This is a genomic window from Streptomyces dengpaensis, from assembly GCF_002946835.1.
In the GTDB taxonomy this organism is placed as follows: domain Bacteria; phylum Actinomycetota; class Actinomycetes; order Streptomycetales; family Streptomycetaceae; genus Streptomyces; species Streptomyces dengpaensis.
The window spans coordinates 4,529,385-4,543,600 of record NZ_CP026652.1; the positions used below are offsets into that span (position 1 = coordinate 4,529,385).

The window sequence follows — 14,216 nt, forward strand, 5'->3', positions numbered from 1 at the left end:
GGAAGAGCGAAGACGACGGAGACGTGGAAGACGACGGAGATATGGCTGACGTGGGCGGACACCGGGACCGACGGCGGATCGTCCGAGGGCTGACGCTGCTGGGCGGTGTCCTGGCGCTGGTCCTCTTCGGCGGCGCGGGGAGCGCGTCCGCCCATGCCGCGCTGACCGGCACCGATCCGCGGGACGGCAGCGTGCTGAAGTCGGCGCCCCGGCAGGTCACGCTGACGTTCACCGAGTCCGTCGGGCTTCTTGACGAATCCGTCCGGGTGCTCAGTCCGGACAACCGGCGCGTCAACACGGGCGAACCCGGTCACGCGGGCGGCCGTTCCGACACCGCCCGCGTGACCCTGCCGCGCGGCCTCGGCACGGGCACGTTCACGGTGGTCTGGCGGGTCGTCTCGGCGGACAGCCACCCCATCTCCGGCGCCTTCACCTTCTCCATCGGCAAACCCTCCGAGACCGCCGCCGTGCTGCCCTCCGGGCCCGCCGAGGACACCGTCTCCGCGCGCCTGTACGACATCGCCCGCTACATCGCGTACGGCGGCCTCGCCCTGTTCATCGGCGCGGCCGCCTTCGTCCTGGTCTGCGGATTCCCGGGCAGCGTGCGGCGCCTGCTGGTGACCGGCTGGTGGATCCTGCTGCTGTCCACGCTCGCGCTGCTGCTCCTGCGCGGCCCGTACGCGCGCGGCACCGGCGTGGCCGAGGCCGTCGACCCGGCCGTCCTGAGCGAGACGCTGACGAGCCGGCCGGGCGTGCTGCTGGCGGCCCGGCTCGTGCTGCTGGGGGCGGCCGTCTTCCTCCTCGACCGCGTACGAGTGCGCGCGGGCGAGCAGGAGCGCGGGCGGGGTGTGCTCGTACTCGGCGGGCTGCTCGCCCTCGGTCTCGCGGTCACCTGGGCCGCCGCCGAGCACGCCTCCGCCGGGATCCAGGTCCCCGTGGCCATGGTCTCCACCGTGCTGCACCTGCTCGCCATGGCCGTCTGGCTCGGCGGCCTGACCGCCCTGCTCACCGCGCTCAACCGCCCGGCCGAGCCGCTCCCCACGGCCGTCGTCACCCGCTTCTCCCGGCTCGCCCTCACCTCGGTCGCCGTCCTCGCCGCCACCGGCGTCTACCAGTCCTGGCGCGGCCTCGGCTCCTGGTCCGCCCTGACCTCGACGTCGTACGGCAGGATCCTGGTCGCCAAGCTGTGCGCGGTGCTGCTGCTGCTCGTGGGGGCGGCCTGCTCGCGGCGGTGGACGGGGCGGTTGATGACGGTGGCGGAGCGGGAGCCGGAGCCCGAGCGGGAGGTGGCCGACGGGCGAGTGGCGGTGCGCGAGCGTGTGCCGGAGACCATCGGTGCTCCGGCCGCGGCCGCCGCCGTCGACGTCGTACGAGCCGATGTGCGTCCCGGGGACGCGCGAGCCGATGCACCCCCCGAGTCGGCGTCCGGTTCCTCCGAGCCCCCGTCCGGCCCGTCGGCCGCCCACCGGCGAGGCCTCCGCCGTTCCGTCCTCGCCGAAGCCGGCGTCGGCGTCGTCGTCCTGGTGATCACCACCCTGCTGACCGGGACGCAGCCGGGGCGGGCGGCCGCCGAGACGGCCGCGGCCGCCACGGCCGACCCCGGGCAGCCCACGTCCTCGACCACGGTCGTTCCCTTCGACGTCGGTACGCCCGGCGGTCACGGCAAGGTGCAGATCGAGCTGGCGCCCGGCCGGGTGGGCGAGAACTCCGTGCAGGCCGTGATCTTCGGTCCTGACGGCGGTATCACGACCGTCCCCGAACTGCGGCTCAGCTTCACGCTGGCCGCGCAGAAGGTCGGCCCGCTCGACGCGAAGCTCACCGACAAGGGCGGCTACTGGGGGACGGACGGCCTCACGCTCCCGCTGCCCGGCACCTGGACGATGAAGGTCGCGGTGCGCACCAGCGACATCGACCAGGTCACGGTGTCGAAGACCGTGAAGATCGGCTGACCCGGGGCGCGGCCACGGCGCCGGCCGAGTTGATCACCGAGGTGCCGACACGTTTCAACGCAGAGAGGGACCCCGCCGCGTCGAGCCGCGCGGCGGGGTCCCCTCCCGAGGAACCGTCCTGAACGTCCCCCATGCGTCCCGGACGGTGGCTGTCTGACGCACATGTCCCGAAACTGCCCAGGGAATCGTCGGCGCCTTGACTGAGGGTGTGCATGACGCTACTAACGGAGCCATCCACCGGCTACCCGCCAAACGCGGGCCTCGGCCGGAAAACGCGGAGAAAGAAAGGCTTTTCTGATGGCAGAGCTCAGCGCCGTACCCGGTGACCTGAGCAAGCTGACCACCCTCGTGCACAGCAGTGATCTCGAGGAGACCCGCGAGATCATCAGTCACGCGTACAGCCCGTACCAACTCGACTGCCTGGGCGACCCGAGGGAGTTCTCCGCCTGGTACGCCGAGAGCGGCTTCCCCGGGATCACGCTCTCCGGTCTGCGGTACGGATCCCCGCACCTCGACGCGGAGACCCTGATCAAGCCGCAGCCGCTCGGCACCTATCTGCTGGTCTGCGAGGTCTCCCACGGCTGGGTGACGGTGAGTTCCCCCGGGCGGGAGGAGTGCTGCGTCGGCCCCGGCGAGACCTACGTCCTGGACCCGTACCGCAGCTTCCAGGTGCACTGGTCGCCCGGCGCGCAGATGACGACCGTACGGCTCGACCGCGAAACGGTGGAGCGGGCCGTGGCCGACGCGCTGGGCGTGGACGAACCGGTACGGGCCCGATTCGCACTCGGAGGGGCCGTCTCGCCGCAGGCAGCCCGGACGTGGGCGGGCATCTCCGGGGCCGTGCACCGCGAGGTGCTCGGCGAGGGCATCGCCCGCACCAACCCGCTCGTCGCCACGCATCTGACGCAGACGGCGGCCGCTCTGCTCGTCGGCACCCAGCGGCTGATCACCGACGGTGTGGACGCGCGGCGCACCGGCACCGTCTCCCACGCGGCGGTGCGTCGCGTGATGGCCCTGGTCGAGGAGCGGGCCGACCAGCCGCACACCCTCGCCGACCTGGCGGCGGCGGCCCGGGTCAGTCCACGCGCCCTGCAGGAGGCGTTCCGCCAGCACCTGGACACCACGCCGCTCGGCTACCTTCGCGAGATCCGCCTCAAGCGCGCCCACGAGGACCTGCTGACCGCCGCACGAGACGGCTCGGCCACCGTCTCCGACGTCGCCTACCGCTGGGGCTTCTCCAACCTGGGCCGCTTCGCCGCGTACTACCGCGAGCGGTACGGCCATCCGCCCTCGACGACCCTGAACGGCTGACTCCGGCGTACCTTCTTCGCTGATGTCTCGTCAGACGGCTGGGGCAAGGCGGTCCGTGACGGGCAGTTCGATGAGCTGTTCGGTCGCCGGCAGGGGTCCGCGTTGTGGGGTGGTCGGAGCGGGATGAGACTGGGTGTGGCGGTTGTGTCCTGGGAGCCGGGCCCGTAGGCCGCTCGTCCGGGGCTCATGTCTTCCCGGAAGCGTGTGTTCGCACCGCAGGGACGCCTCTTCTCCGCCACTCGCGCTCCTCATGGACGGAGGGGGCCTCACGCCGCGTGCCCCTTGGCGAACTCTGAAAGTTTCCGCTCTGGTGTGGCTGGGGGTGGTGACCGTGCTGGCGGCCCCACAGGCAGCCACAGGTGCCCCGGCCGTGGCCGGGACGACCGCGGCCGCCCCCGAGACCACGTGCGCGTGGCCGGCCGTCGTCAGACCCGGCAGGCTGAACTTCGCCTTTCCCGAGACCAACGCGACGTACTGGATGACGCCCTACCGGCTGGGCGAGGGCGACCGCATCGTGGTGGAGGGGACGTACCCGTCCGCGCGGTTCACCTCGCTGACGGCGTACGACTTCAAGGGCGCGCCCATCGATTCCCTCGCCGACTACGAGATCGCTCCGCGTTCCGGCAGCAAGAACCCGTTCGCCGTCGCGGACGCGGGTACGGATCCGGCACAGCACCGCTACCAGGTCACGCTGCGGCCCGGCGTGGCGGCCGGCTCCGGTGACAACACGATCGCCGCCACCACGAAAAGCGCCGGGTCGGGAACGGGGTGGCTGGTGCTGAGGATCTACGTGCCGGCCGACGAGGCCGACCCGGCGGGTGAAGTCCCCCTGCCCGCGCTGTCGCTGCGGCGTCAGGGCAGCAGCCCCAAGTCCGTTCCCGAGTGCCCCCGGGCCGATGCGACGCAGGGTCCGCAGGGCCCGGTGGCCAAGGAGCTGAAGGACCTGGTGAAGAAATACGCGCCGCCCGGCCGCTTCGAGGGCTGCGGGAAGTCCACGGTGAGCGACCCCGGCTTCGCTCTGCCCAACAAGGCCGCCGGCCTGTTCCCCAACCCGTACAACACATACTTGTGCACCCCGCTCGACTACGAGTCGGGCCGCATCGCCGTCATCCGCGGCAAGGCGCCCACGTTCCCCGACACCGGCCAGGACCAGTCGGTGCTCACCAAGACCCAGCTCCGCTACTGGTCCGTCTGCCAGTGGCAGCTTCCCTATCCGGTGAGCTCCTGCGCCGCGGACTTCCAGACGGCTGTCGACGAAGAGGGGCGCTACACCTACGTGGTGTCCACCAAGCAGGACCGTCCCGCCAACGCGACGACGGACAAGGGCGTGACCTGGATCGACTGGGGTCCCACCAACGTCAGCAGCCTCCTGCTGATGCGGAACATGCTGCCGGCGCAGGACTTCCACAACGCCATCCAGGACGTACAGAAGGGCGACGACCCCGCGAAGGTGATGGGCGCGTACTACCCGGACATCACGTACTGCACCAAGGACGCCTTCGCCAAGGGCGGACCGGACGCCTGCACAGGCTGACCCAGGACACGTGGCGAGGTCCGAACAGGGAGACGGCTTCTTCCGCGACCTCACCAGGCACGTCGAAGGGTCCACCGCGAACGGTTCACCGGGTGACCCGCGCGCAGTCACTGGCCGCGGTCGGCAAGCCCGTACATCGTCGTGGAAAGCATGCGGGCGACCAGGTCCGAGGCGTCGACCGACCGTTCGGCCGCCCAGGCAAGTCCGAGGGCGAGTGCGATGACCTCGCTGATGGTCACATCAGACCGGACCGAGCCGGCTTGTTGCGCGCGTTCCAGCAGCCGTCCGCCTGCCGAGCGCATTCCGGCGCAGGAGGCATGCAGTCCTGATTCCTCGTTTGCCAGAGCATTCATGATCGACTCCGGCAGGCCCTGATACGTGGCCGCTCCGGCAGCCAGTTCTCCAAGCCACGTCAGGAGTGCGTCGCTTGGCACGGGTGAAGCGAGCAGGCTGTCGGCTCGAGCGCGCAGTACGTCGAAGTTGGCGTTGAGCAGGGTTTCGAGTAGTGCCTCACGGGTGGGGAAGTGGCGATAGAGCGTCCCGATGCCAACGCCCGCGCGACGGGCGATGTCGCGCAGTGACGCGTCCGTACCGTGCTCGGCGACGAGCTCCGCCGCCGCAGCCAGAAGCAGGTCGCGGTTTTTGCGTGCATCGGCACGAGTCGTCTGCGACAAGATCAGCACCTCACTCGAAGTGGAGCAGTGCTCCTTTGACTACCGGAGCAGTGCTCCGTATATTCGCCATTCTACCGGAGCGGTGCTCCGGTACTGCGTGCGGCCAGCACTGGAGAACCCATGAACCCGACAGCCAAGACCATCCTCGTCGCTGGGGCCACCGGCCAGCAGGGAGGGGCCACCGCCCGGCACCTGCTCGCTGACGGATGGCGGGTGAGGGCGCTGGTGCGTAACCCGGTCGGCCCGGCGGCACAGGAGCTGGCCCGGATGGGCGCCGAGCTGGTGCGCGGCGACATGGACGACCGCAGCTCTCTGGATGTCGCCGTCCGGGGCGCGTACGGAGTGTTCAGCGTCCAGCCCGCCCTCATCCCGCCGGACTTCGCCGAGAACGAGTTGCAGCGGGGGCTGAATGTCGCAGAAGCCGCCGGCGAAGCCGGTGTGGAGCATCTCGTGTACGCCTCTGTGGCCAGCGCCGACCGGAACACCGGTATCCCGCACTGGGACGTCAAGTGGCAGGTCGAGCAGCGCATCCGTGCTCTGGGCGTTCCCTCCACGATGCTCCGCCCGGTCATGTTCATGGAAAATCACGCTGACCCGACGTACGGCCTCACCGGAGAGCATGCGCTCATCCGCGCGATCCCTTCCGACGCCACCGTCCAGCTCATCGCCCTCAGCGACATCGGTGCCTTCGCTGCGCTCGCCTTCGGCAACCCCGAGCAGTACCTGGGCAAGGCGATCGAGCTGGCCGGAGACGAACTCACCCTTGACCAGATGATCAGTGCCATCGCCCGGGCGACCGGCCGCACGTTGCCGCTTCCCCCCAGCCACGAAGAGCCTGCCACCCGGACCGCCGTCGCCGGCGAAGCGGAGGGGAAGTTCTCCTTCTGCGGCTGGCAGGCGGACATCCCGGCTCTGCGGGCACAGTATCCGGCCCTGATGGACTTCGACACCTGGCTGGCACGGGACGGCAAAGCCATGATCGAGGCGCTGCTGGACTGCGCGGAAATCCGCTGAACGCCCACTGCAGTCCGCGGCCGCACACATCGGCCGCAGGCCGCCCACCGCCGGCGCCGGCGCCGGCCCGCAGGCCTGCGGGCCCTCCATTCCACCCTCGTATGCGATCCACCTCCACAAGCTCTAGGAGCAGCACAGTGACCACCTCCGCAGCTGGGGCCCTGTCCCGGCCGTTCAGTCTGGGACGCCTGACCCTTCCCAACCGGATCACCATGTCCCCGATGACCCGGTCGTTCTCGCCCGGAGGGATTCCCGGCGAGGACGTGGCCGCCTACTACGCGCGCCGCGCCGCAGCCGGAGTCGGACTGATCATCACGGAAGGCACCTACGTCAACCATCCGTCAGCCGGCGAGGATGCCGCCGTGCCTCGCTTCTACGGGGCGGAGTCACTCGCCGGGTGGGCCAGGGTGGCGGACGCTGTGCATGCGGTCGGCGGACACATCGTGCCGCAGTTGTGGCACATCGGTATGTTCCGGGATCCGGACGTGACACCGTTCGAGGACGTGCCTGCCGTGGGGCCGTCCGGCCTCACTCTCACCGGCACGGACGATGGCGGTCGTGCCATGACCCGCGCAGACATCGACGAGGTCATCGGCGCCTACGCGCAGGCGGCCGCGGACGCGGAGCGGATCGGCTTCGACGGAGTCGAAATCCATGGGGCGCACGGGTACCTCATCGACCAGTTCCTGTGGTCTTACACCAACCGGCGTACGGACGAGTACGGTGGCGACTCGGTGGCGCGGACACGGTTCGCTGCCGAGATCGTCGAGGCCATCCGCGAGAGAGTCTCGCAGGACTTCCCGGTGATTTTCCGTTTCTCCCAGTGGAAGGGCTACGACTTCGACGCCCGGCTGGCCGACACTCCCGACGAGTTGCAGGCGGTGCTTGCCCCCATAGCCGATGCCGGAGTCAGCGCGTTTCACGCTTCCACCCGCCGCTATTGGGAGCCGGAGTTCGAGGGGTCCGACCTGAACCTTGCGGCGTGGGCGAAGAAGCTCACCGGCAAGGCGGCCATCACGGTCGGCTCGGTCGGCCTCGACGGTGACATCACCGAGGACAGTGCCGAGCCGGCCGGTCTGGAGCGGCTTGCCGAGGCGTTGGAGCGCGATGAGTTCGACCTCGTCGCGGTCGGCCGGGCACTCCTGGCCGATCCTCAGTGGGCCAGGAAGGTGCTGGACGGCCGGGTCGAAGGCTTCGCTCCGTTCACAAAGGAAGCAGAAAAGACGCTGTTCTGACCTTTCTCCGCTTCTGGGAGATGCCACAGGGCAACTGAGACGGATCAACGACGGCGGCCCCGACCATGATTGGTCGGGGCCTTTCGTCTGCCCTGGTGGGCGCCTGCGGAGGATACGAGATTCGAACTCGTGAGGGGTTGCCCCAACACGCTTTCCAACTGTCCGCATGACCGTACGGGACGTCCGTGGGGGTTCGCGGGGCAGGTCAGACGGGGTGCGCGTACGGCGGTGAACGGTGGCGTCCCTCAGGGCACTGGACAAAGACCAGGACAACGAGTGGTAGGGAAACCGAGACGGGCGCCCGTCGCGTACCGCCGCTCTGGCTGGCACTTTTCGCCGGCCTGGACCTGTCCGCCCAGCGGCGGCTCATCTTCCAGGCCGTGGTCCACCGCCACGAACTGCTGCTGCCGGCGGACCACCACGGCGACGACGCCTGGGCAGTGCCCGCCGACTCGATCCCGACGCCATAGACTGGCTCTGCACCAGCTACCTCGGCCTGCCGACGACTGCACATACGAGAGACATGCCAGCGCCCGGACAGTGGGTAGCGGTGACCCCGAGGAGCGTGGCACGTGCCAACACGCACCAGTGATGACAGCTCGAGAGCGCCACGGGCCGCCCGCGCCGCCGCCCTGGCGACCGCCGTCTTGCTGTATGCCCTCGTGGTCGGCCTGGAAGTCGGCACCCCCGCGCGCATGCCCCCGATCCTGGTGGCGATCCCCCTCGTCGTCGCCCTGGCCTTCGGCCCGCCGATGATCATTGGCTCAGCTGTGGTGGTCGTCGCCACCCGTTGGGCCTTCCTGCTGCTTGACGGCGGGCGCATCGACACCGCGGCCGGAACCACCGCGACGGTCCTCGCCGTCGCGGCCGTCGCTTGCTTCGTGGTCCACCGCCGCGGTCGCGAGACCGCCCGGCTGCGCGAGGTCACCTCCGTCGCCGAAACCGCGCAACGCGCGGTGCTGCGCCCGCCGCCCGCCACCGTCGGGCCGTTCCGCGCCGCCGCCAGCTACCGCGCCGCCGCCCAGTTCGCCCGCATCGGAGGCGACCTGTACGCCGTCGCCGAGACCGACCACGGCGTACGCGCCCTCATCGGCGACGTCCGCGGCAAAGGACTCGACGCCGTGGCCACCGCCTCCGCCGTCCTCGGCTCCTTCCACGAGGCCGCCTACGCCTGCCCCATCCTCGACGGCCTCGCCCACCGGCTCGAGACCAGCCTCCGCCGCCACCTCGACGACGCCGAGGCCTTCGTCACCGCGTTCCTGGTCGAGATCCACCCCGACGGACGCACGCACGCACTGTCGTGTGGACACCCGGCACCGCTCATCCTGAGCGGCGACACCGTGCTCGAACTCCCCGTACCGCCGGGATTGCCGCTCGGCCTGCGCAATGCGCCGCCCGACCCCGACGCCCCACGCACCAGCGCGGCCACCGCCGACACCCGTCTCCAGCCCGGCGACACCCTCCTGATGTACACCGATGGACTCACCGAGGCCCGCGACGTGGCCGGCGACTTCTACCCCCTCCCCCGCCGCCTCACCCACTATCTGCGCGCCCACCCCGGACACATCGACCCGGGCTCCCTCCTCGACTGGCTCCAGCAGGACGCGTACGACTACGCCGACGGTTGCACGCACGACGACGCGGCACTGCTCGCACTCACCTGGACGCCCGCGACACAGCACACAGCGGAACCCACCCACCCCGCCACCCACTGACGCCACAAAGGGTGATCAGTCTTCCGGGAGGGCTCGCTACATGCATGTGACCGAGCCCATGCTTCGCAAGGTGGCGGACCAGGTCGGCGAGAAGTTGTGGGGCTCCTCCGGGGCCAAATGAGACCAAAAATGAGACCACACACGTCGAAGGGCCCCACCGCGAACGGTGGGGCCCTTCGACATCGTGCCCGGTGAGGCACTGGCGGAGGATACGAGATTCGAACTCGTGAGGGGTTGCCCCCAACACGCTTTCCAAGCGTGCGCCCTAGGCCTCTAGGCGAATCCTCCGCGGCAAACAATACAAGACGTTGAGGAGTGCTCGCGAACTCGTTCTCCCCGGTCAAGTTCCTGTACTCTGTGCGGAGCCCCTCACGTGGCGCTATCTGACTGAACTCCCCCAGGGCCGGAAGGCAGCAAGGGTAGGTTGGCTCTGGCGGGTGCGTGAGGGGCGCTTGCGTTCGCGGGGATGCCGGGCGTGGGGTGCGGAGTGCGGCGGCCGGGGATCTTGGGGATGCGCTGTCGGGCGGTCCTTGTTGTCAGTGGGCGCCTATAACCTCGTATGCGTGTCGTCTCTCGCGCTGTACCGCCGCTATCGCCCGGAGTCGTTTGCCGAGGTCATTGGGCAGGAGCATGTCACTGACCCGCTGCAGCAGGCGCTGCGGAACAACCGGGTCAATCACGCGTACCTGTTCAGCGGTCCGCGCGGGTGCGGGAAGACCACCAGCGCGCGCATTCTCGCCCGGTGCCTGAACTGCGAGCAGGGGCCTACGCCCACGCCGTGCGGGGAGTGTCAGTCCTGCCGGGACCTCGCGCGCAACGGACCGGGGTCCATCGACGTCATCGAGATCGACGCCGCCTCGCACGGTGGTGTCGACGATGCCCGTGACCTGCGCGAAAAGGCCTTCTTCGGGCCCGCCGGCAGTCGGTACAAGATCTACATCATCGACGAGGCCCACATGGTCACGTCGGCCGGCTTCAACGCACTGCTGAAGGTCGTCGAGGAGCCGCCGGAGCATCTGAAGTTCATCTTCGCCACCACCGAGCCCGAGAAGGTCATCGGGACCATCCGGTCGCGGACCCACCACTATCCGTTCCGGCTGGTGCCCCCGGGGACCCTGCGGGAGTACCTGGGCGAGGTCTGCGGGCGCGAGGGCATCCCCGTCGAGGACGGGGTGCTGCCCCTGGTCGTGCGGGCCGGTGCGGGGTCCGTGCGTGACTCCATGTCCGTCATGGACCAGCTGCTCGCGGGAGCGGGCGACGCCGGTGTGACGTATGCCATGGCGACCTCGCTGCTCGGGTACACGGACGGGTCGCTGCTGGACTCGGTGGTCGAGGCGTTCGCCGCGGGGGACGGCGCCGCGGCCTTCGAGGTCGTGGACCGGGTGATCGAGGGGGGCAACGACCCTCGGCGGTTCGTCGCCGACCTGCTGGAGCGGTTGCGGGATCTGGTGATCCTCGCGGCCGTGCCCGATGCCGCCGAGAAGGGGCTCATCGACGCGCCCGTCGATGTCGTCGAGCGTATGCAGGCCCAGGCCGGGGTCTTCGGCGCCGCAGAGCTGAGCCGCGCCGCCGACATCGTCAACGAGGGGCTGACGGAGATGCGCGGCGCCACCTCGCCGCGGCTCCAGCTCGAACTCATCTGCGCGCGCGTGCTGCTGCCCGCCGCGTACGGGGACGAGCGGTCCGTCATGGCCCGGCTGGACCGTATAGAGCGCGGGGTGAACTTCTCCGGTGGCGGCGGCGCGCCCGTCATGGGGTACGTGCCCGGCCCCGAGGTGCACGGTGCGGCGCCGGTCGCTTCGGTTCCGCCTGGGGGCGGGGCCGCGGCGGCTCGGGCGGCGGTGCGGGGGGCCGGGCCTGGGGCAGGTGGTTCGGCGGGCGCTCCCGCGCAAGGAGCGGCTCCCGAGCCGGCCGCGCCTGCGGCTGCCCCGGCGACCGCGCCTCCTGCCGCTCCGGCGGCCCCTCCGGTCGCTCCTCCCGTGGCTCCGGTCGCTCCTCCTGCTGCCGCGCAGCCGCAGGCACCGGCCGCTTCGCCCGCGCCCGGTGCCTGGCCGACCGCGACGGCCGCGGGCAGTGGCCGGCGTCCCGGGGGATGGCCGACGGCGGCCCCCGCGGGTGGCGGGCAGGCTCCGGGCACGCCGCCCAGCGCGCCTACGTCTGCGCCTGCCTCCGCTCCTGCGTCCGCTCCCGCTCGTACGGGGGCCGCGCCTTCCGCTCCTGCTCCCGCGAGCGGTGTTCTCGACCCCCGCACGCTGTGGCCGAACATCCTGGAGGCGGTGAAGAACCGCCGTAGGTTCACCTGGATCCTGCTCAGCCAGAACGCCCAGGTGACCGGCTTCGACGGTACGACCCTGCAGATCGGCTTCGTGAACGCGGGCGCGCGGGACAACTTCGCGAGCAGCGGCAGCGAGGACGTACTGCGACAGGCGCTGGCCGAGCAGTTCAACGTCCAGTGGAAGATCGAGGCGATCGTCGACGCCACGGGCGGCTCGGGTGCCTCGGGTGGCGGGGGCGGCTTTGCGCCGTCGGCTTCGGCTCCCAGCTCCGGGTTCGGCGGTGGCAGTGGTGGCGCCGGCGGCGGTTACGGCGCGCCTCCGGCCGCCCCGCGCCCCGCGCCCCAGCAGGCACCGGCTCCCGCCCCGAGCCCGGCCGTGCCCCAGGGCGGCCCGTCCGCGGGCCCCGCTTCGGCGGCGCCCGCCCCGACCCCTCCTCCGGCCCCCGAGCCGCCCCCGGTCGCTCCTGAGGACGACGTCCCCGAGGACGACGACCCCGACCTCGACGAGTCCGCACTCTCGGGCCACGACCTGATCGTCCGCGAGCTGGGCGCGACGGTGGTGGAGGAGTACTCCAACGAGTGACGGATGCGCCCCTTCAGGGGCTTACGGCTGCAAAACAGCCCCTCCGGCGTTTGAGGAGCGGGGGTCTGGGGGCGGAGCCCCCAGGTACGGGACGGGTAGGGGCGGAGGGGGCGAAAACCCGATTGCGCGCCCCCGTCCAGGGGGCCCACAGCCGTACTGCTGCGGCCTCGTGACGGGCACACACCGCCGCGTGCGACGGGGCCCACAACCGTACAGCTGCGGCCCCGCCACGGGGCCCACAACCGTACAGCTGCGGCCCCGCCACGGGGCCCACAACCGTACAGCTGCGGCCCCGCCACGGGCACCCGTCGCCGTACCACGGCCACGCAACCGCACCCCCGACAACCCGCACCCAGCTCACCACCACCCACCCCGCATCCCCTACCTATAGGAGGATCCCACCAACCCGCCGCACCCCCCGCTTCGGAAGCCCCCACAAAGGCACCCGCCCCCGGCGGTTAGGCTGACCCCGTGAAGGTCCTCGTCATCGGTAGCGGCGCCCGCGAACACGCCCTGTGCCGTTCCCTGTCCCTCGACCCCGACGTCACCGCCCTGCACTGCGCCCCCGGGAACGCAGGCATCGCGGAGGTGGCCGAGCTGCACGCGGTCGACGCGCTCGACGGCGCCGCCGTGGCCGCGCTGGCCGCCGAGCTCGGCGCCGAGCTGGTGATCGTGGGCCCGGAGGCCCCGCTCGTCGCGGGGGTCGCCGACGCCGTGCGCGAGGCGGGCATCCCCTGCTTCGGCCCCTCGAAGGAGGCCGCGCAGCTGGAGGGCTCCAAGGCCTTCGCCAAGGACGTGATGGCGGAGGCGGGCGTCCCGACGGCGCGCTCGTACGTTTGCACGACGCCGGAGGAGGTCGACGAGGCGCTCGACGCCTTCGGCGCCCCGTATGTCGTGAAGGACGACGGACTGGCGGCCGGCAAGGGCGTCGTCGTGACCGACGACCTCGCGAAGGCCCGTGACCACGCCAACGCCTGCGACCGCGTCGTCATCGAGGAGTTCCTCGACGGGCCCGAGGTCTCCCTCTTCGCGATCACGGACGGCGAGACCGTCGTCCCGTTGCAGCCCGCCCAGGACTTCAAGCGCGCGCTGGACAACGACGAGGGCCCGAACACCGGCGGCATGGGCGCGTACTCGCCGCTGCCGTGGGCGGACCCGAAGCTCGTCGAGGAGGTCATGGAGTCGGTACTCCAGCCGACCGTCGACGAACTGCGCCGCCGTGGCACACCGTTTTCCGGCCTCCTTTATGCAGGTCTGGCGATCACCAGCCGCGGCGTACGGGTCATCGAGTTCAACGCCCGCTTCGGCGACCCGGAGACCCAGGTGGTCCTGGCCCGCCTGAAGACCCCGCTCGCGGGCGTGCTCCTGGCGGCGGCCAATGGCACCCTCTCCGACCTGGAACCACTGCGCTGGAGCGACGACGCGGCCGTCACGGTCGTCGTGGCCTCGCACAACTACCCCGGCACCCCGCGCACCGGCGACCCGATCACCGGGCTCGAGGACGTGGCGTCCCAGGACGCCCCGAACGCGTACGTCCTGCACGCCGGGACCAAGCGCGACGGCGGCGCGGTGGTGAGCGCGGGCGGACGTGTGCTCTCCGTCACGGCGACCGGCAGCGACCTCACCGAGGCCCGCGCCCGCGCGTACGCCGCGGTCGCCCGCATCGGCCTCGACGGTTCGCAGCACCGCACGGACATCGCGGCGAAGGCGGCGGCAGGGGCGTAAGCCCTGGGCCGAAGGCAGCTTGGGCCCCGGATTCTGTACGGAATCCGGGGCCTGATCGTTGCCCACCGTCATCCACCTCTCCCCAGAGCCATTCCATCGAGTGACCGATGCCCCATCCGGCTGACGGGGGCCGAGGCCCCAACTAGGGTGCGGCGAAAGCGTTCCGGCACTTGGCCCACCGGCATTGCGATGTCAGTGGCG

The 14,216-nt window shown here is 71.0% G+C and carries 9 protein-coding genes, 1 tRNA gene and 1 other RNA gene; 9 read left to right on the forward strand and 2 right to left on the reverse strand.

The features are described from left to right. The first annotated feature begins 41 nt into the window (after positions 1-41). The 3 genes from C4B68_RS20950 to C4B68_RS20960 all read left to right on the forward strand — a co-directional run bounded on the left by C4B68_RS20950 (position 42) and on the right by C4B68_RS20960 (position 4,794). Complete coding sequence (locus C4B68_RS20950) at positions 42-1,949, forward strand: copper resistance CopC/CopD family protein (RefSeq protein ID WP_099505391.1); 1,908 nt, start codon at positions 42-44, stop codon at positions 1,947-1,949. 297 nt (positions 1,950-2,246) lie between these two features. Continuing rightward, the gene (locus C4B68_RS20955; RefSeq protein WP_099505390.1) at positions 2,247-3,260 is read left to right on the forward strand and encodes an AraC family transcriptional regulator; all 1,014 of its coding nucleotides are present in this window, start codon (positions 2,247-2,249) and stop codon (positions 3,258-3,260) included. 370 nt (positions 3,261-3,630) lie between these two features. Beyond that, positions 3,631-4,794 (forward strand): hypothetical protein, encoded by a 1,164-nt coding sequence (locus tag C4B68_RS20960; protein ID WP_099505389.1) that lies wholly within the window; start codon positions 3,631-3,633, stop codon positions 4,792-4,794. A 107-nt stretch (positions 4,795-4,901) separates the two neighbouring features. On the opposite strand, the gene C4B68_RS20965 is transcribed toward C4B68_RS20960, so the two are convergent. Beyond that, a complete protein-coding gene (locus C4B68_RS20965; protein WP_099505413.1) occupies positions 4,902-5,468 on the reverse strand; it encodes a TetR/AcrR family transcriptional regulator in 567 nt (188 codons plus the stop codon). Between the two features lie 120 nt (positions 5,469-5,588). Between C4B68_RS20965 and C4B68_RS20970 the strand changes: the two genes are divergently transcribed. From C4B68_RS20970 to C4B68_RS20980, 3 genes are all read left to right on the forward strand, one after another. Further along, entirely contained in the window at positions 5,589-6,482 is an 894-nt protein-coding gene (locus C4B68_RS20970; protein WP_099505388.1) for an NmrA/HSCARG family protein, read from the forward strand. 101 nt (positions 6,483-6,583) lie between these two features. Continuing rightward, a complete protein-coding gene (locus C4B68_RS20975; protein ID WP_099505387.1) occupies positions 6,584-7,717 on the forward strand; it encodes an NADH:flavin oxidoreductase in 1,134 nt (377 codons plus the stop codon). Between the two features lie 572 nt (positions 7,718-8,289). After that, positions 8,290-9,432: a PP2C family protein-serine/threonine phosphatase gene (locus C4B68_RS20980; RefSeq protein WP_099505386.1), complete on the forward strand. Its 1,143-nt coding sequence runs from the start codon at positions 8,290-8,292 to the stop codon at positions 9,430-9,432. A 200-nt stretch (positions 9,433-9,632) separates the two neighbouring features. Here C4B68_RS20980 and C4B68_RS20985 read toward each other — a convergent pair. Continuing rightward, positions 9,633-9,720, reverse strand: a tRNA-Ser gene (locus C4B68_RS20985). A gap of 72 nt (positions 9,721-9,792) precedes the next feature. Between C4B68_RS20985 and ffs the strand changes: the two genes are divergently transcribed. The 3 genes from ffs to purD all read left to right on the forward strand — a co-directional run bounded on the left by ffs (position 9,793) and on the right by purD (position 14,015). Further along, an RNA gene (gene ffs / locus C4B68_RS20990) (signal recognition particle sRNA small type) lies at positions 9,793-9,891 on the forward strand. A gap of 104 nt (positions 9,892-9,995) precedes the next feature. Next, positions 9,996-12,290 carry a DNA polymerase III subunit gamma and tau gene (locus C4B68_RS20995; RefSeq protein WP_099505385.1) on the forward strand — a complete coding sequence of 765 codons (2,295 nt, stop codon included), beginning with the start codon at positions 9,996-9,998 and terminating at the stop codon, positions 12,288-12,290. Between the two features lie 471 nt (positions 12,291-12,761). Further along, the gene (gene purD, locus C4B68_RS21000) at positions 12,762-14,015 is read left to right on the forward strand and encodes a phosphoribosylamine--glycine ligase (protein WP_099505384.1); all 1,254 of its coding nucleotides are present in this window, start codon (positions 12,762-12,764) and stop codon (positions 14,013-14,015) included. The last annotated feature ends 201 nt before the right edge of the window (positions 14,016-14,216 follow it).

Bases quoted from the DNA above. Each gene is read 5' to 3' on its own strand.
- C4B68_RS20950 (WP_099505391.1), top strand. From the start codon at position 42: ATGGCTGACGTGGGCGGACACCGGGACCGACGGCGGATCGTCCGAGGG.
- C4B68_RS20955 (WP_099505390.1), top strand. From the start codon at position 2,247: ATGGCAGAGCTCAGCGCCGTACCCGGTGACCTGAGCAAGCTGACCACC.
- C4B68_RS20970 (WP_099505388.1), top strand. From the start codon at position 5,589: ATGAACCCGACAGCCAAGACCATCCTCGTCGCTGGGGCCACCGGCCAG.
- C4B68_RS20975 (WP_099505387.1), top strand. From the start codon at position 6,584: ATGCGATCCACCTCCACAAGCTCTAGGAGCAGCACAGTGACCACCTCC.